At 65.3% G+C, this 17,222-nt stretch carries 13 protein-coding genes; 8 read left to right on the plus strand and 5 right to left on the minus strand.

Annotated features, from left to right (window positions below):
• Positions 1 to 23: 23 nt before the first annotated feature.
• Positions 24 to 950 carry a hypothetical protein gene (locus tag ACFVWT_RS03040; protein ID WP_390245088.1) on the minus strand — a complete coding sequence of 309 codons (927 nt, stop codon included), beginning with the start codon at positions 948 to 950 and terminating at the stop codon, positions 24 to 26.
• A 163-nt stretch (positions 951 to 1,113) separates the two neighbouring features.
• Entirely contained in the window at positions 1,114 to 3,036 is a 1,923-nt protein-coding gene (locus ACFVWT_RS03045) for a S8 family serine peptidase (protein WP_390245090.1), read from the minus strand.
• A gap of 220 nt (positions 3,037 to 3,256) precedes the next feature.
• Between ACFVWT_RS03045 and ACFVWT_RS03050 the strand changes: the two genes are divergently transcribed.
• The 7 genes from ACFVWT_RS03050 to ACFVWT_RS03080 all read left to right on the plus strand — a co-directional run bounded on the left by ACFVWT_RS03050 (position 3,257) and on the right by ACFVWT_RS03080 (position 14,279).
• Positions 3,257 to 4,393 (plus strand): GuaB3 family IMP dehydrogenase-related protein, encoded by a 1,137-nt coding sequence (locus ACFVWT_RS03050; protein ID WP_043482875.1) that lies wholly within the window; start codon positions 3,257 to 3,259, stop codon positions 4,391 to 4,393.
• Positions 4,394 to 4,516: 123 nt separating this feature from the next.
• Positions 4,517 to 6,268, plus strand: a complete 1,752-nt coding sequence (locus tag ACFVWT_RS03055; protein ID WP_390245092.1) for a glycerol-3-phosphate dehydrogenase/oxidase — start codon at positions 4,517 to 4,519, stop codon at positions 6,266 to 6,268.
• Between the two features lie 51 nt (positions 6,269 to 6,319).
• Positions 6,320 to 6,808 (plus strand): PTS sugar transporter subunit IIA, encoded by a 489-nt coding sequence (locus ACFVWT_RS03060; RefSeq protein ID WP_390245094.1) that lies wholly within the window; start codon positions 6,320 to 6,322, stop codon positions 6,806 to 6,808.
• Between the two features lie 50 nt (positions 6,809 to 6,858).
• On the plus strand, positions 6,859 to 7,746 hold the full coding sequence (locus ACFVWT_RS03065; RefSeq protein WP_390245096.1) for an SURF1 family protein: 888 nt from the start codon (positions 6,859 to 6,861) through the stop codon (positions 7,744 to 7,746).
• The gene (locus ACFVWT_RS03070) at positions 7,743 to 8,255 is read left to right on the plus strand and encodes a DUF3817 domain-containing protein (RefSeq protein ID WP_390245098.1); all 513 of its coding nucleotides are present in this window, start codon (positions 7,743 to 7,745) and stop codon (positions 8,253 to 8,255) included. Before ACFVWT_RS03065 ends, ACFVWT_RS03070 begins: the two co-directional genes overlap by 4 nt.
• Before the next feature lie 83 nt (positions 8,256 to 8,338).
• Positions 8,339 to 9,928, plus strand: a complete 1,590-nt coding sequence (guaA, locus tag ACFVWT_RS03075; RefSeq protein WP_390245100.1) for a glutamine-hydrolyzing GMP synthase — start codon at positions 8,339 to 8,341, stop codon at positions 9,926 to 9,928.
• Between the two features lie 130 nt (positions 9,929 to 10,058).
• On the plus strand, positions 10,059 to 14,279 hold the full coding sequence (locus tag ACFVWT_RS03080) for an AAA family ATPase (RefSeq protein WP_390245102.1): 4,221 nt from the start codon (positions 10,059 to 10,061) through the stop codon (positions 14,277 to 14,279).
• Between the two features lie 52 nt (positions 14,280 to 14,331).
• Here ACFVWT_RS03080 and ACFVWT_RS03085 read toward each other — a convergent pair whose 3' ends face one another.
• From ACFVWT_RS03085 to ACFVWT_RS03095, 3 genes are all read right to left on the minus strand, one after another.
• Complete coding sequence (locus ACFVWT_RS03085; RefSeq protein ID WP_390245104.1) at positions 14,332 to 15,060, minus strand: Flp pilus assembly protein CpaB; 729 nt, start codon at positions 15,058 to 15,060, stop codon at positions 14,332 to 14,334.
• 160 nt (positions 15,061 to 15,220) lie between these two features.
• The gene (locus ACFVWT_RS03090) at positions 15,221 to 15,466 is read right to left on the minus strand and encodes an FmdB family zinc ribbon protein (protein WP_390245105.1); all 246 of its coding nucleotides are present in this window, start codon (positions 15,464 to 15,466) and stop codon (positions 15,221 to 15,223) included.
• A 137-nt stretch (positions 15,467 to 15,603) separates the two neighbouring features.
• Positions 15,604 to 16,200 carry a 5-formyltetrahydrofolate cyclo-ligase gene (locus tag ACFVWT_RS03095; protein WP_390245107.1) on the minus strand — a complete coding sequence of 199 codons (597 nt, stop codon included), beginning with the start codon at positions 16,198 to 16,200 and terminating at the stop codon, positions 15,604 to 15,606.
• A 112-nt stretch (positions 16,201 to 16,312) separates the two neighbouring features.
• Here ACFVWT_RS03095 and galU point away from each other — a divergent pair, with 112 nt between their 5' ends.
• Complete coding sequence (galU, locus tag ACFVWT_RS03100; RefSeq protein ID WP_390245108.1) at positions 16,313 to 17,218, plus strand: UTP--glucose-1-phosphate uridylyltransferase GalU; 906 nt, start codon at positions 16,313 to 16,315, stop codon at positions 17,216 to 17,218.
• Positions 17,219 to 17,222: the final 4 nt, after the last annotated feature.

Consider the following 17,222-nt stretch of genomic DNA (forward strand, 5'->3'; position numbering starts at 1 on the left):
CGGGGCCGCCCCGCCGCGGTCTGCTAGCCGAATCCGAGCTTACCGCCGACCCAACCCCGGGCATCCTTGGCGCCATCGGCCAGATCCTTCGCCCCCTCAACCGCGCCGTTGGCAAGGTCCTTGACCCCGCCCACCACCCCCGAGCCGAAGTCCCAGATCCTCTTGGTTACAGGTACGTCGCCGGAGGCCATGGACGCCAGGCCCCACACGAGGCCGGCACCGCCGATGGCTGCCGCAACAGGCAGTCCGACGCCGCTGGCGGCGGCGATTCCCGCGGCTAAAGCCAGGCCTCCGCCAACTGCCCCATCAGCGACCCGGAAGGGATCGCGGTTCTCGATGCCTGACGCGATATCGAGGGCGCCCAGGACGATGCCCAGCCCAACGAGGCCCTTGCCGACGCCCCTCATGGCGTCAAAGAACTTGCTGACCCCCTTTTCGACCTGCGCGAGTTCGAGGTTCCAGCTGAACTTGTCTGCGACAAACTGCAGGGCGCTGGCAATGTCCGAGGTGGCGTTGCCGTCCTCAGTTATGCCCTTCTCAAGCAGCCATTCAAGTCCCGACGGCGCGTGTTCGTAGTTGGGGTCCGTAAAGGCATCGCCCCAGTTCCGTTCTTGAGCCGGCGCCGACGGGGATGCCGGTGCCGGGGCACCCGGCACCGGGGATGGGGTGTGGCCGCTTCCGGCGTTACTGGCCTGTTCCTGGTCGTTGGCATGGGCCAGCAGGAGCTTCGACTGGCTGTTAAGCGATTCCGAGGAACGGTTCAGCATGGGCCGCAGGGTGGAAGCCCATTCACTGCGGAACTTGTCGCCGTCTGAGCCCTTCCAGGCGGCCGACTGAACCAGGGAATTGACGGTCGATTCCACGTTCTTCAGCCGCGCTCCCGATTGCCCCAGGGATTTTGACAGCGTTCGAAGCTGGTTGATGTCAGCACCGTAAAAGCCTGGCGCCATGGTGTCCCCCAAATTGTTTGTGCGGGCGATGGCTGCCCGCGGTTTCTCCGTCCAAACTATTCCATGAATCGAAGTCGTTGCGATGGGGACTTGTTCCCATGCAGGAACCGCCGGCCGCGCAGGAGTGCGCGGCCGGCGGTTCCTTCCTCATCCGAGCAAAGAGCTAGGAGGTGGTCACGGACGTGTCATCAAGGTAGAAGTAAGTCGACAGCGATGAATCCTCGACGCCCAGGAAGCGAAGGGTGACGCTCTTGCCCTTGTAGGCGGAAAGGTCCAACTGCTTCTGCACGTAGCCGGCGGACTCGTTGAGGTTGGAGTACGTGGCCAGCGTGGCGGTGGTGCCGCCGCTGATCACCTGGACTTTGAGCGTGTCATAGGCCGAGCTGGCAGTGGTTTCGTCGGACTGCACTTTCAAGTAGAAGGACAGCGACGCGGCGGACACGGTGGAGGGCACTGCGAATGCCTGGTCCAGCTTGTAGGACGTCGCCTGGCCCCAGCCGTTGAGTCCTGCGAAACGGGAACCCGTCCGGGCATTCGTTCCGGTTTCAAACGTGTCGGCGTGGTCGGAGGTCCAGGAGACAGCGCCCTCTTCGAAGCCGGGGTTCAGCAGGAGATTGCCGGACGGCGGGGGAGTGGTCCCGCCCAGCAGTCCCATAGTCTTGGTGGCGTCAGAGAGGCCGGCGCCGCAGCCGGTGGTGCAACCGCCGGGCATGGCGCGGGTTCCCTGCTTGAGCGTGGACTCAACCTGGGCCGGGGTGAGCGAAGAAGTCTTGGATTTCATCAGTGCGGCGAGCCCGGCCACGTGCGGAGCCGCCATGGACGTTCCCTGATAGTTGGCATAGCCCGCAGCGGATGGCGTAGTGGTGCCCGTGTTGATGGTGGAGAGGATTCCGCCGCCGGTCACCCGGACGTCTCCGCCCGGCGCGGTCAGGTCAACCGTGGCACCGTAGTTGGAGTAGTAGGAGAGGCTGCCGCTCGGATTGCTCGCAGCCACGCTCACAACGTTGTTGCAGTTCGCCGGACGGAAACCGGAGGCATCCTGGTTGCTGTTGCCGGCGGCAACCACGACGGTGGCCCCCCGCGACATCGCGGAATCGATGGCCGCCTGGTAGGTAGTGCCGCAGGAGCCGGATCCGCCCAGGCTCATATTGATGACCTTTGCCGGGTTGGCATTGGCCGGGATGCCCGAGACGGTACCGCCGGCTGACCAGATGATCGCGTCGGCGATGTCGGACAGCGAACCCCCGCACTTTGCCAGGACGCGGACCGGCACCACTTTGGCGTTGGGTGCCACACCGGCCACACCGGTGGCGTTGCCGGTCACGGCGGCCACGGTGCCGGCGACGTGGGTGCCGTGCCAGGAACTGTTGCCGGCGGTCGTCTGGCCGCACTCGCCCGCGGCGTACCAGTCGCCCTGGTCCTGCGCATTGGCGTCGCGTCCGTTCCCGTCCCGTGCCGCGGTGGCGTCGGAGACAAAGTCATAACCGGGGAGCACGTTCGCATCCAGGTCAGGGTGGGCCGTGATGCCGGTGTCGATCACGGCCACTGTCACGCCGGTCCCGGTGGCGACGTCCCAGGCTCCGGGAATACGCATACCGTTGGTCGCGGTGAAATCCCATTGTTCGCCGTAGCGCGGGTCGTTGGGTGTGAGCGCCACTGTCATCCGCGCGTCGGGCTCGACGGATTCGACCGACCCCGAGGCCGCAATTCCAGCCATGAAGTCCTCGGCCGCCTGCCCTGCCAGGGCCCTGTCCGCCTCGATCAGCGTTCCGCCGGTAGCCAGCGTGCGGACCTCCTTCACTGTCACGCCCTGGGCGTTGGCCGCCTTTCCCCAGGCGTTGGCGCGGCCGTTCGGCGTGTCGTTGGCGGCGGTCTCCTTGTAGTCCACGATGAACTTCGTGTAGGCCTCGCCGGCGGCCACATCCTGCACCCGAGTGCTTTGGACCGCGGCCGGGGCGGAACCGCCGTCGGCTTCGGTGGTGGCGAAGACCGGTGAACTGGCGAAGGCCAGGGTGCCGACTGATGTGGCGAGCGACAGGGCCAGTATGCGATGGCGCCTGATTGGTGCACTTGCTGCTTTTGCCAAAAGGAGCTTCTTTCTCGGATCGGGCATAGGTGTGGCCCGGAGGGTGGAGTGATGGACGGTCACGTGCTGGATCAGGTGGTAACCGAGAGTAAACGTAAAGGTATTTTCACAAGTTGTAAATAGTTGACAAAAGCAGTCAATAAAGTGTGGACTATCAGTTTCCATGATGACGGCGGGGAGTCGCCCCGCCGTATCCCGCGTGGTCAAGTAAAGTGGTCACGTGACTTATGAGATTGAGATTGGCCGTGGCAAGCGTGGGCGTCGTGCCTACTCCCTGGATGACATCGCGATCGTCCCCAACCGTCGGACGCGTGATCCCAAGGACGTTTCGGTCTCGTGGCAGATAGATGCCTACAAGTTCGATATGCCGGTCATCGCCGCGCCCATGGATTCGGCGATGTCTCCCGAGACCGCCATTGCACTGGGCCGCCTCGGCGGGCTGGGCGTGCTGGACCTTGAAGGGCTGTGGACCCGGTATGAGGACCCCCAGTCGGTCCTCGACCAGATCGGGGCGCTGGAGGACGAGACCAACAGCCCTGCCGTCACCCGCCGGATGCAGGAGCTCTACCAGGCTCCCATCCAGCCGGAACTGATTACGTCCCGCCTGGCCGAAATCCGTGCCGCCGGCGTGACCGTTGCCGGCTCGCTCACGCCGCAGCGCACCCAGGAACACTACAAGACCGTGGTAGCCGCCGGCGTGGACATCTTCGTCATCCGTGGAACCACGGTCTCCGCTGAACACGTCTCCAAGGACCATGAACCGCTGAACCTCAAGCAGTTCATCTACGAGCTGGACGTTCCGGTGATCGTGGGCGGCGCGGCCGGTTACACCCCGGCCCTACACCTCATGCGCACCGGCGCTGCGGGCGTGCTGGTGGGCTTCGGCGGCGGCGCCACCACCACCACCCGCCGCGCCCTGGGCATCCACTCGCCCATGGCCTCGGCAATTTCCGACGTCGCCGCCGCCCGCCGCGACTACATGGACGAGTCCGGCGGCCGTTACGTTCACGTGATTGCCGACGGCGGCATGGGGTCCTCCGGCGATATCGTCAAGGCCATCGCCATGGGCGCCGACGCCGTGATGCTCGGCAGTGCCCTGGCGCGGGCTGAAGAAGCGCCGGGCAAGGGCTGGCACTGGGGCCAGGAGGCCCACCACCTGGAGTTGCCGCGCGGCGACAGGGTCAACGTCGGCACCGTGGGTCCGCTGGAGGAGGTCCTCTTCGGCCCGGGACACCACACCAACGGCACGTCCAACCTGATCGGCGCCCTCCGCCGCTCGATGGCGACCACCGGCTATTCGGACCTGAAGGAATTCCAGCGGGTCGACGTCGTCGTTTCCCCGTACTCCGGAAACTGACGCGCCTTCCGGAACTGAGGCGGTCCCGGACCCCGGGGCCGCCAGCAAAAAGAGCCCTGCCCATCCGCATGCCTAGGAAGTAGTCTGGTGAACTACGAGGTTTGATGCGGATGGAGGCGTGAAATGAACAGTTCTTCCGGAGGTTCGTCCTTTCAGCAGGGGGCACTCGGCCCGGCTGCCCGGGAAGCGTCCCTGGCGGCGCTCAAGGCGACAATGGAGCCCGGCAAGGAACTGGACATCCTCATTGTCGGCGGTGGCATCGTGGGCACCGGTGCTGCCCTGGATGCTGTGACCCGGGGGCTCAGCGTGGGCATCGTGGAGGCCAGTGACTGGGCGGCAGGTACCTCGTCGCGCTCCTCCAAGCTCATTCATGGCGGCCTCCGTTACCTCGAAATGCTGGATTTCGCGCTGGTGAAGGAAGCGCTTCATGAACGCGGCCTGCTTCTGTCGGAGATCGCCCCCCACCTGGCCCGGCCCGTTCCCTTCCTGTACCCCCTGACCAAGCCTTTCCTCGAGCGGCCGTATGTCGGCGCGGGAATTGCCCTCTACGACGTCATGTCAATTTCCAGCGGCCACCAGCGGGGCGTTCCGTTCCACAAGCACCTCTCCCGCCGGGGCACGCTGCGCGCTGCTCCAAGCCTGAAGGACGACGCCTTCGTCGGGTCCATCCGCTACTACGACGGCCAGGTTGACGACGCCAAGTACGTGGCCAACCTGATCCGCACGGCCGCGTACTACGGGGCCCATGCAGTCAACCAGACTGCAGTGGTGGACTTCCTGCGCGAAGGTGAGCGGGTGGTGGGCGCGAAGGTGGTCAACCGCGAGGACGGCTCCACTTTCAGCATCCGGGCCAAGCAGGTTATCAACGCAACCGGTGTCTGGACCGACGAGACCCAGGCCATGGTGACGGACCGCGGGCAGCTGAAGGTGCGCGCCTCCAAAGGTATCCACCTCGTGGTGCCGCGCGACCGGTTCCAGTCAACCGTCGGCCTGATTCTGCGGACCGAAAAATCCGTCTTGTTCGTCATTCCGTGGGGCCGGCACTGGATTATCGGCACGACGGACACTGACTGGCATCTCGACAAAGCCCATCCGGCAGCGTCCAGCAAGGACATCGACTACATCCTCGAACACGTTAACAAGGTGCTCAAGCGGCCCCTGACCAGGGAAGACGTCGAAGGCGTCTATGCCGGGCTGCGTCCCCTCCTCGCGGGAGAGAACGACTCCACGGCCAAGCTTTCCCGCGAACATGTGGTGGCCCACCCGGTGCCGGGCCTGGTGGTGGTGGCCGGCGGTAAATGGACCACCTACCGGGTCATGGCCAAGGATGCCGTCGATGAAGCGACGCGCAGCATGGACGAGCGCGTGGCGCCGAGCTGTACTGATTCCATTCCCCTGCTGGGAGCCAGCGGGTTCAAAGCGGCGTGGAACCGCCGTAACCGGACGGCGGAAGAGTCCGGCGTGCACGTGGCCCGGATTGAACACCTGCTCAACCGGTACGGGTCAATGGTCACGGAGGTCCTGGCGCTGATCAAGGAGAACCCTGCACTGGCTGAACCGCTGCCCGGCGCCGACGACTACCTGCAGGCCGAAGCCGTCTACGCGGCAACCCACGAAGGCGCACGTCATGTACACGACGTTTTGACGCGCAGAACACGGATTTCCATCGAGTCCTGGGACCGGGGTGTGTCCGCCGTCCCGGTAGTCGCTAAGCTGATGGGAGAAATTCTTGGCTGGAGCGACGCGCAGCGCGAAAGCGAAATCAAGCATTACCTTGCCCGGGTGGAAGCCGAACGGCTGAGCCAGGAGCAGCCGGACGACGAATCCGCCGACGCCGCACGCCTGGGGGTCGAGGACATCGTCCCGTTGCGCTGAGGCGATGCGGATGCCTGATGCGCGCCTCCTGCCTCACTGAAGGGACAACTCTTGGCGGAACCACTGGACCGGTACGATGCCGAACTCACCACACCGGAAATGGTGATTCTTGAGCTTGATGCCAAGGACAAGACCGATGCGGCGACCCAGCTGGCTGAACGCCTCTACGCGGCGGGCAGGGTTTCGGACCTCGACGGCTTCCTGAAGCATGTCAACGCCCGCGAGCACCAGCTGGCCACCGGCCTGCCCGGGGGAGTCGGCCTGCCGCACGCCCGCAGCGAGTTCGTTTCGCGGACGTCAATCGCGGTGGGGATCACCAAGTACGGAAAGGCCCTTGACTTCGGGGCGGCCGACGGCCCGGCGACGGTTATTCTGTTGATTGCGACGCCGGCAAGTTCATTTTCCGACCACCTCGAAGTCCTGGCCACCCTGGCCCGTTCGCTGTCAAAGGAATCGTTCAGGGAGTCCCTCCGCCGGGCCTACGACCCCGAAGTGATCGCCGAGCTCATCAACTCCAGCCTGGTGTTCTTCGACCACTAGGGGCGGGACCCGTTTCGTTGTTCTACACGAGGACGAAGTACGGTTAAGGTGTGTTGAAAACTGCCCTCAAACCCCGCTGGATCGCCGGACTCGTGTTCGCGATCGTCATTTCCGGGGTTTTCGTGCTGCTGAGCCAGTGGCAGTTCGGCCGCTCCACTCAACCGGAAGCACCGGTTTCGTCCGGCACGGAAGACACCAGGCCGCTGGTCACTGTGCTGCAGCCGGGTGAATTCTTCCACGGCTCCGTGGCGGACCAGATGGTCACGGCGAAGGGATCCTACGATCCCGACAAGCAGGTGCTGGTCCCCGGCCGCCTTCATGATGGCGCTACCGGGTTCTGGGTCGTAACGGCGTTTTCGGTCCAGGACGCCCCTGTCCTCAGCGGCGTCGGGGCGACGCCCCGGACGTGGATCCCGGTCGCCCGCGGATGGGTGGCCGACGCCGCGCAAGCCGGCGCCCCGCCGTCGGGCACCATTGAACTGACCGGACGGCTCCTGCCGTCCGAAGCCCCGCTGCCCGGCACGGCTCCCGGCCCCGGTCGCGCCACGGCAGTATCCGTGGCGGAACTGATCAACACTTGGGAAGTCAGCAGCTATCCGGGGTTCGTGGCAGCCACCTCCGAAATGGCAGCCGGCGCCGACGTCAGCGCAGCGGCGGTCAACGGTGACCTGAAGCCCCTGAACATCGGCCCGCAGCCCCCGGCCCAGCAGGTGAACTGGCTCAATCTCTTCTACTCGGTTGAGTGGATAGTTTTCGCTGGCTTCGCGCTGTTCATCTGGTGGCGGATGGTGAAGGACGACTACCGCCGGGACCTCGAGGACGAGTTCGACGACGAACACAATGCGCACCGCGAAAGCGAAGAAGGACCTCCGCAGGCCGGACCACAGGCCGGCACATCAGAAAACCCCAGCCCGACCGAACAAAAGGTACAGCCATGATCGATCCCAAGCCGGCCATCCAGCCCCAGCCGTCCCAGACCGGCGGATCGGGCACCGTCAAGAAGCGCAGGTTCGGCGGGACTGAAGCCCAGATCCGGTCCGCCCTGAAGTTCTACAAAGTCATGGCATACCTCACCGGCGGAATGCTCCTGCTGCTCTGCGCCGAACTGGTTGCGCGGTACGCCTTCGGCCAGTACTTGTTCGCAGGCGGCACCAACGCGGTGACAGGCCAGCCGTTTGGCTTCGGGTTCGCAGACGCCGAGCCGCAGGGCGTGCTTGGGGGAGTGAACGTCTCCGTCACGGTGCTGATTGTGCACGGCTGGATGTACGTCGTGTACCTGATGTCCAATTTCCGTCTGTGGTCGCTGATGCGGTGGCCGTTCGCGAAGCTCATCCTCCTGGCCCTGGGCGGTGTCATCCCGCTCCTGTCCTTCATCGTGGAGAAGAAGTTCCACGCCGAGGTGGAAGCGGAACTCGCCGCGAATCCGCAGGCCTCCAAGCGCTACTGAGCAGGCGGGTCACGTCCTGTGAGTTCGCTTACGCGGGGCTTCTCAATGTGCGGCCGGACGGCGGCGCCAAGTAGGCTAGTACGGTGACTACTCCCACTGCATCCCAGACTTCCCAGAAGCCGGTGCTGGTTGTTGACTACGGTGCCCAGTACGCGCAGCTGATTGCCCGCCGCGTCCGGGAAGCAAATGTGTATTCGGAAGTGGTTCCGCATACCTACAGCACCGAACAACTGCTGGCCAAGAACCCCGCCGCCATCATCCTTTCCGGTGGCCCTTCCAGCGTGTACGCGGAAGGCGCACCGAGTGTGGGTGCCGACCTCTTTGAAGCCGGGATCCCGGTCTTCGGCATCTGCTACGGCTTCCAGGCGATGGCCAACGCATTGGGCGGCACGGTCGCCCAGACGGGCCTGCGGGAGTACGGCGCCACGGAAGCGACCACCGTGGGGGAGGCCCGGTCCATCCTGGACGGTTTGCCGCATCACCAGAACACCTGGATGAGCCATGGTGATTCCGTGCAGGAAGCACCGGAAGGCTTTGAAGTTCTGGCCACCACCGCCGGCGCTCCCGTCGCCGCATTCGCCAACGAAGAGAAGTGTCTTTACGGCGTGCAGTGGCACCCCGAGGTCAAGCACTCCGCATACGGCCAGCAGGTGCTCGAGAACTTCCTGTTCAAGGGCGCCAAGCTCGAGCCCAACTGGACCACCGGGAACATCCTCGAGGAACAGGTGGACCGGATCCGTAAGCAGATCGGGGACGCCAGGGTCATTTGCGGCCTCTCCGGCGGCGTCGACTCTGCCGTGGCGGCTGCCCTCGTCCAGCGCGCCGTGGGCGATCAGCTGACCTGTGTGTTCGTAGACCACGGACTTCTCCGCGAAGGCGAGGCCGAGCAGGTTGAACGCGACTTCGTGGCAGCGACGGGCGTCAAGCTCTACGTTGCCAACGAGCAGGAGAGGTTCCAGGCGGCACTGGCCGGGGTCAGCGATCCCGAGACCAAGCGCAAGATCATCGGCCGCGAATTTATCCGCGCCTTTGAGGAAGCCGAACTTGCCATCATCGCCGAGGCAGCCGCCCACGGTGAAAAGATCAAGTTCCTGGTACAGGGGACCCTGTACCCCGACGTCGTAGAATCCGGCGGCGGCGAAGGTGCGGCCAACATCAAGAGCCACCACAACGTGGGCGGCCTGCCGGAGGACCTGCAGTTCGAACTCGTCGAGCCGCTTCGTGCGCTCTTCAAGGACGAGGTCCGCGCTGTCGGCGCCCAGCTGGGACTGCCGCAGGAAATCGTGGGCCGCCAGCCCTTCCCTGGTCCCGGCCTCGGCATCCGCATCGTCGGCGAAGTGACCAAGGAACGCCTGGACCTGCTCCGCAAGGCCGACGCGATAGCCCGTGCCGAGCTCACTGCAGCCGGCCTGGACAACGACGTGTGGCAGATGCCGGTGGTGCTGCTGGCGGATGTCCGCAGCGTCGGCGTCCAGGGCGACGGCCGGACTTACGGCCATCCGATAGTCCTGCGTCCCGTTTCGTCCGAAGACGCCATGACGGCCGACTGGTCGCGGCTTCCGTACGACCTGCTGGCCAGGATCTCCAACAGAATCACCAACGAGGTGGAAGGCGTCAACCGCGTGGTGCTGGACGTGACCAGCAAGCCGCCGGGAACCATCGAGTGGGAATAGCACTGTGAGTGGCCGGCCTCAGCGATGAGGCCGGCCACTTTGCTTTATTCTCCCCAAATCCGGCGCAAATTTGGCCCGCCCCAGTGTTGCGGTCTCTCACTGGGGCCCGATACGGGCTACGCTCGAAAGTATGCCGGTATGGTCCAGGGCTTCACGTGCAAACGCAGAAAAGAAGGCAGTAGTGTCAGTTGTTCAAGGCCTCCCAGAGGGCTCCGAGGAGCTCAGGAAGTGGCTGTCGGGGCTTAAACCGGTCACCGGAGCAGACACCATGCTGCGTTTCACCAAAACGCCGGAAGGTTCCATCGACATCACGCATGCGCATCCGTCCGGATTGGCGCAGCTCATGGCGGGGCGGCGCACACGCCTGTCGACGCTGATCCGGGATCACGATCAGTACGTTGTTGCGGCGAGGGCTTCGCGCAACCTCCGCTCGAAGATTTTTGAGCTTAGTAATGACCGTGGCATCGACGCCGGGTATTTTTCGGCCGGAACTGTGTCCTGGACGTCGGCTGTCGGCGGAAAACCCCAGCGTGTGTCTGCGCCGGTAATGCTGACCGCCATTTCCCTTACGGTCCGCCCGGGGGAGGACGATTACGAACTCCAGCTGACGGAGCAGGCCCAGATCAATCCGGCGCTTATCAGGCATCTGAAGACCATCCACGGGATAGTCTTCGATGTCAACGCTGTAACCCGGATGGCGTACAGCACGGCACGGTTCGATCCCCAGCCCGTCCTGGACCGCCTGGGGACGCTCATCAAGCCTATCCATGGCGCCGAGGTGGAACACAACCTGCTCGTTTCCACGTTCGCGGATCTATCCGGCAACCTCGATGACCCGTGGATCAACCAGAACAACCCCCTCGTCGCTGCCCTGGCCCGCTCTGCGGCAGGGGAGTCCGTGGAAGTGGCCGAGCTCGCGGAAGACCGGTTCCAGGATATCGACCAGCGGGACCCGGCCGACGAGCTGCTGCTTCTCGACGCCGACGCCGATCAGCAGTATGTGGTGGACGCCGTGCGCGCGGGCGATTCCCTCCTGGTCAGCAGCCCGCCGGGCACAGGACAGACCCAGACTGCCATCAACACCATCGGCGCCCTGGTTGACGAAGGGAAGACCGTCCTGGTTGTGGGCGACCGCCGGGCCAGCCTCAGTGAAATCGGCGCCCAGCTGGAAGCACTGGGCCTCGAGTCCATCCTGTTTGCCCTGTCCGGAACGGCGACGCCGCTACAGCTCAAGGGACAGTTGGTGCGTGCCATTGTCCGGAACGAAAAGTCGCTTCAGCCCCAGCTCGAAAACCTGCACACCACGCTTGCGGAGCACCGGCATGCGCTCATGGACCACGTGGCCTCGCTCCACAACGTCCGCCAGCGCTGGGGTTGCTCGCCCTATCAGGCCATGCAGTCGCTGGCCGAGCTGACGTCCATCCAGCCGACGCCGCCCGCCACTACCGTGCGCCTGAAGCGCAGCGTCCTGGACAACATCCGCGACCGCGAGGAACTTGCCGGAAGGCTCCGCCGTGCAGCCGAACTGGGCAGCTTCAGCCGGGCTTCCACGGCCAGCCCCTGGCACGGCGCCCGGCTCCTGACCCGCAAGGAAACCGAAGAGGCACAGGACGTTGCGCGCTCGGTCGAGAAGAACCTGCCGGTGCTGCGCAACCGTATGAACGAAGTCGCCGAGCACGCCCAAATCCGCCTCGGGACCACCTTCCAGGAATGGGGTGCCCAGCTCGAGTTGCTGATGGCGGTCAGGGAGAGCCTGGACAAGTTCACCCCGGACATCTTCGACCGGCCGGTCCACGACCTCATCTCGGCGACAGCCACCTCCCCGTGGCGCCGCGAACGCAACATCGAGATGCCCTCCATGCAACGTTCCCGGTTGCGCCGCGTGGCCAAGGAATACGTCCGGCCCGGCGTGCACATTGCGGACCTCCACAGTTCGCTGGTACTGGTCCAGGAGCAGCGGGCGCTGTGGGCGGATTACGCCACCACGCAGCGGCACCCCGCAGTGCCGTCCGGCCTGGGCGAAGTGAACGTGATGTACCGCAGCCTGGAGCGGGAACTTGCCCAGCTGGGTGCGGCCGTCAGGCACACCGCGGCAGGCGGCGACCTTCAGAACACGCCCTATGAAGAACTGATGGAGCGCCTGGAGCGGCTGGTTGCCGACACCCGGACCCTCAAGACCCTTCCGGAGCGGACGCTTCTCATCGAGAACATGCGTGAGCATGGACTAGGCGAACTGCTCGCGGACCTGGCCGAGCGGGAAGTGCCCGCGGAATCCGTCGCGGCAGAGCTGGAACTTGCCTGGTGGCAGTCAGCCCTTGAAGCGATGATCAGCGGCGACGACTACCTGGCAATGTCCGACGGCGACGCCCTGCGACAGCTCGAGGCCGAATACCGCCTGGCGGACAACGCCCACATCGCCAGCGGCGCGGCACGCTTGCGGTGGACGCTGGCCGAACGGTGGCGCGCAGGCATTGCCGAGAATCCCCGGCAGGCGGACCTGCTCCGGAGCCTCCTTAAAGACGGCCGGGTCACCCTCGCCGCCCTGACGGCCCAGGCCCCGGCCCTGGTCCCCATGCTGGTGCCGGTCTGGTCGGTAAGCCCCTACCTCATGACCGGCCTGCTCCCGGCTGAACAGAAGTTCGACGCCGTTGTCATCCTCGACGCAGAAGCCACTTCCCTTCAGGCGGTCCTCCCGGCCATCGCCCGGGCCAGGCAGGTGGTTGCCTTCGGCGACGACAAGATCGCAAGTCCCCGGACGTTTACTGTCGGCGTCGAGCGGTTGGCCGCCGGCGAGACTGCCCACCAAAGCGTCGAGAGCGCCTACACGGCCCTGTCCGCCGTGCTGCCGACCCGGCGCCTGACCTGCGCTTACCGGGCAGTCGACGAGGATCTCGTGCTGCAGTTGAGCAAGAGCTTCTACGACGGCCGCCTGCACAGGCTCCCGGAAGGTCAGACCGCCACCGGACTGGACCGCGCCCTGCTGGTGGAATACCTGCCGGACGGTACCGGTCTTCCGAGCGCTGACCAGGAAGGCGTGGAGTCCGCCGTGGCAGAGGTCAACCGGGTGGTTGAGCTCGTGTTTGAGCACGCCCGCCTGCGGCCAAGGACCTCCCTTGCCGTCGTCACGGCAAGCCTCCGCCACGCCGCCAGGATCGGCGAGGCCATCCGGCTGCAGCTGCCCAATTACCCGCTGCTGGCAAGCTTCTTCACGGCCGGACCGGAATCCTTCCGGGTGGTGGACCTCGAACGGGCCCAGGGCCTGGTCCGCGACCACGTAATTTTCTCCCCGGGGTACGGCCGCACGCCGCACGGCCGGGCGCTCCACAACTTCGGGCCGCTGTCCGCCGAAGGGGGCCGGGCGAAGTTTGCGCTGGCCATGACCCGAGCCCGGCGATCGCTGCATGTGCTTAGCTGCTTCAAACCGGAAGACCTGGACGTCAGCCGGCTCAGCCACGGCGCCCTCGACTTCTATGAGCTGCTCGACCGTGAGATTGCAGGCAACACTGACCTGGGTACGCCCGCGTCCCGCGCCGCGGCGAGCGAGCAGGCACTGGGGGCCGATCCCCTCGTGGCAGACCTGGCTGACAGGCTGCGTGCCCGGGGAGCCCGGGTCTGGCATCAGTATGACGGTGTGCTTGACGTCGCCGCTGCCGCGGATCCGGTGAATTCCATCGGGCATGATGACGCCGAAATCCCCAGGCCTGTGGCAATCGAGTCCGACGGCACTGAGCAATACCGGCGCATGAGCGTCCGTGGACGGAGCAGGCTCCGGCCGCAACTGCTCGAGCGGCTCGGCTGGCGCTACATGCCGCTGTGGACGATCGAGGTATTTACCGACCCGTCCGCCTGCGCTGACCGGATCGGTGGATACCTCGGGCTGGAGAAGCCGGTGGTCAGCGGCTTCTCCTCCGCCTCGCAGGCGTTCTTCGAGGACGACGTGGACAACCTGACGCTGAACAGCGCCGACCGCGGCAACAACGGGCCACGTGAGACAGCCGAGTCCGAAGGCGGCAATTCCGGCAGTGTGGCTGCCGGGGACACGCACTCGGTATCCTTGGAGCAGGGCCGCGTATCCCGGGATGAGCTCCGTGGCGCGGGCACTGAGGCAGCGGAAGACATCAAGGAAGACGGCATGGACTCAAACAGCAAGGCAACTGGCAGCCAGGACACCCCCCGGAGCGGACAGGACGATTCAGCACCGGAGAGGTCCCTGCAGCAGGCCGGTGTTGGCGTTCCCTCAGGAGTGCTGCCGAACAAGGCTTCCGAGGATGACCCGAAGCGCTGGGGAGACGCTTCTGACTACGACCACGACGCCTGGCTCCAGGAGCAGAAGCCGCCGCACTGGGGCTGAGCCGCCCGCAGCCGGTGGTGCACCTGCGGCCGGTCAAGCCAGCCGGGTGCAGCTAGCCCTGTGATCCCACCAGCACAAAGAAGAGCTTTCCCTGGGTTGAGGAGCCTGCGAGGCGGCGTGCCTGGTCCGGATCCGCCGCGACCACTATGAGCCCCTCTGTTTCTCCGGTTCCCAGCCATTGTCCGGTTTGTCCGCCCTGACCCGAGGTCCACAGGACCGGCACGGAGGCTGCCAGCACTTCCGATTCCGCAGTCTTGCCGAAGTCGCTTCCGTTGGTCATCACAATGTTGACCAGTTGGCCCGGCGCCACGAGCTGGATGGACGCCGGATCCGCCATCCTCAGGGGCACAGCTGCAGATCCGGGTTCCGTGCCTGCCAGCAGCCCCGGTCCGAGTATCTGAGTATCGGAGATCAGCTGACCCTTCCGCAGCGGTGCGGCCAGCTGTTTCCCCTGCAGGGAGGAGACGTCCGTGAAGGCCCCGGCGGGCATCATCCCCGGCGGCACCTTCACGGGCACCAGCTCATTGCCTGACAATGCTGCTCCGGCGGGAAGGTCGCGCGCCGAAGCAAGGGCAGTGACTGTGTGGGCCGGCGCCGGAGTCAGCTGCTGTACGGCGATGCCGGCGGCAGCGCACAGCAGCAGTGCGACGACGAGCCTCCGGTTGCGGTTCAGCGACGAGGAGAAGCGCCGCAGTCCGGAAGGCCCTGCACGGCCGGGGCGTCCGGTTCCAAAGATCTGCCGGGGCGAGGAAAGTCCGTTGCTGCGAAGGATGGAGGGCATACCGACAGGCTACGGATGCCAGCTGTCATGCGGACAGCACAGCCCGGCCCTATGTGGATAACCGGCCTGGCAGGGCACTCGCACCTTTAGTACCGTCTACTCCACTGGAGTACCAGTGCTTGGAGGAACGGTGCTGGAGCGGCGGATCGCCGGCTTATCCTCAGTTGGCGGCGGCGGTGGCAGGCGCCGGAGCGGCTGCCGGGGCAGGCGAAACGCTGCTGCCCTTGGAATCGCGGGAATCCGTCCGGTAGAAGCCCGAACCCTTGAACACGACGCCTACGCTGTTGAACTTCTTGCGCAGGGTCCCCTCGCACTCGGGGCAGGAGGTGAGGGAGCTGTCGGTGAACGACTGCACGATCTCGAAGGCGTGGCTGCAGTCCTTGCAGGCATATGCATACGTGGGCACTGGAAATCCTCCTCTGGGACAAACGAGCAGGTCCCGTGCTGCCTGTCGGGAAATCACTGCCGAAGTCTCTCGGCAGGTTTCCCCTTTAGCAGTCGCAGGGCCTGAGTGCCAATTCTATCATCCGCAACGGGCGGGTTTCACATGAGCTTCGCGATTCGTGACGGCGTAACAGCAACCGGTACCTTGCGGTCAAAGGACTCTGCGGGGATGCTGCCGGCCGGCAGGACTTCGCTGTCAAAGACCACCGCCGCCGCGGGCACAGGTCGGCCCGCAGCCTCCAGCGAGGCGAGGAACTTATCGTAGTAGCCTCCGCCCTGCCCGATCCTGTTGCCCGACAAGTCCACTGCCGTGGCGGGGACAAAGAGCCCGGCTACTCCGGCCATTGCTTCGCTGCCGTGCTGTTCTCCGACGGGTTCCTCGATGGGCGCATAACTGCTGCGGACGAATACGGTTGCCGGAGTCCAGTAGACCCAGGAAAGGGTGCGGTCAGGTCCACAGACCGGCAACAGCACGCGATGCCCGGTGCCATGCAAAGCCGCAATGAGCGGAAGGGTCGGAGGCTCGGTTCCAACCCCCAGGTACACGGCAAAAGTGCTGCGCTCACCGGCCGCAACCATGGCGGCCCATTGGAGCCCGTGCCGGGCGATACCGGCACCGGCAGCGTCCAGGCTGCCGGGCGGGAAAGCCGCACGCTGGCTTCTGTGGGCCGAGCGGATCTCTTCCTTCGATGGCATCGATGCCGTCCTTCCAAGTCAGGAGGCCGCGACCGGAGGCCCCGATGCGGGGGCCAGCCATGGCGGTTCGGGCAATTACCCAATGTTTGGTCCCTGACGTTAGATTAGTCCAGTGACTACCACCAATACCTCCGTCCGCAAGGCTGTCATTCCTGCTGCCGGCCTCGGCACCCGGTTCCTTCCGGCGACCAAGGCCATGCCCAAGGAAATGCTGCCGGTCGTGGACAAGCCCGCGATCCAGTATGTCGTCGAAGAAGCTGTCAGCGTAGGCCTCACCGACATCCTGATGATCACCGGCCGGAACAAGCGCGCCCTCGAAGACCACTTCGACCGGGTCCCTTCGCTGGAGGCCACCCTCGAAGCCAAGGGCGATACTGCCAAGCTTGAAGCCATCCAGGCCGCAAGCAACCTCGGTGACATCCACTACGTCCGCCAGGGCGACCCCATGGGCCTCGGCCACGCCGTGCTGCGGGCGAAGCAGCACGTCGGCCATGAGCCCTTTGCGGTTCTGCTTGGCGACGACCTCATCGACGCCCGCGACGAACTGCTCAGCAAAATGATCGAAGTGCAGGCCAAGACCGGTGGTTCCGTGGTGGCACTCATTGAGGTGGAGTCGTCCCAGATCAGCGCCTATGGCTGCGCCGACATCGACGAAACAGACATGAACGGCTTCGTGCGGATCAGGAAGCTCGTGGAAAAGCCGGATGCCGCGGAGGCGCCGTCCAACCTGGCCGTGATCGGCCGCTACGTCCTCCACCCGGCAGTCTTCGACGTCCTCGAACGCACCGAACCGGGCAGGGGCGGGGAAATCCAACTGACGGACGCACTCCAGGAACTTGCTGCAGGGGAGGGCGAAGGGTACGGCGTTTACGGCGTCGTGTTCCGCGGCCGCCGTTACGACACCGGCGACAAACTCAGCTACCTGAAGGCCTGCGTCCAGCTGGCCTGCGACAGCGAGGACCTCGGCCCCGGGCTGCGGGAGTGGCTGCCGGAATTCACCTCCTCCCTGGCCAAGTAACGTC

Source organism: Arthrobacter sp. NPDC058288 (genome assembly GCF_042880995.1).
Classification (GTDB): domain Bacteria; phylum Actinomycetota; class Actinomycetes; order Actinomycetales; family Micrococcaceae; genus Arthrobacter.

Coding starts and splice junctions, on each gene's coding strand:
- ACFVWT_RS03040 (WP_390245088.1), bottom strand. CDS start 950: ATGGCGCCAGGCTTTTACGGTGCTGACATCAACCAGCTTCGAACGCTG.
- ACFVWT_RS03085 (WP_390245104.1), bottom strand. CDS start 15,060: ATGCCCTCCATCCTTCGCAGCAACGGACTTTCCTCGCCCCGGCAGATC.
- ACFVWT_RS03080 (WP_390245102.1), top strand. CDS start 10,059: ATGCCGGTATGGTCCAGGGCTTCACGTGCAAACGCAGAAAAGAAGGCA.
- ACFVWT_RS03055 (WP_390245092.1), top strand. CDS start 4,517: ATGAACAGTTCTTCCGGAGGTTCGTCCTTTCAGCAGGGGGCACTCGGC.
- ACFVWT_RS03070 (WP_390245098.1), top strand. CDS start 7,743: ATGATCGATCCCAAGCCGGCCATCCAGCCCCAGCCGTCCCAGACCGGC.
- ACFVWT_RS03095 (WP_390245107.1), bottom strand. CDS start 16,200: ATGCCATCGAAGGAAGAGATCCGCTCGGCCCACAGAAGCCAGCGTGCG.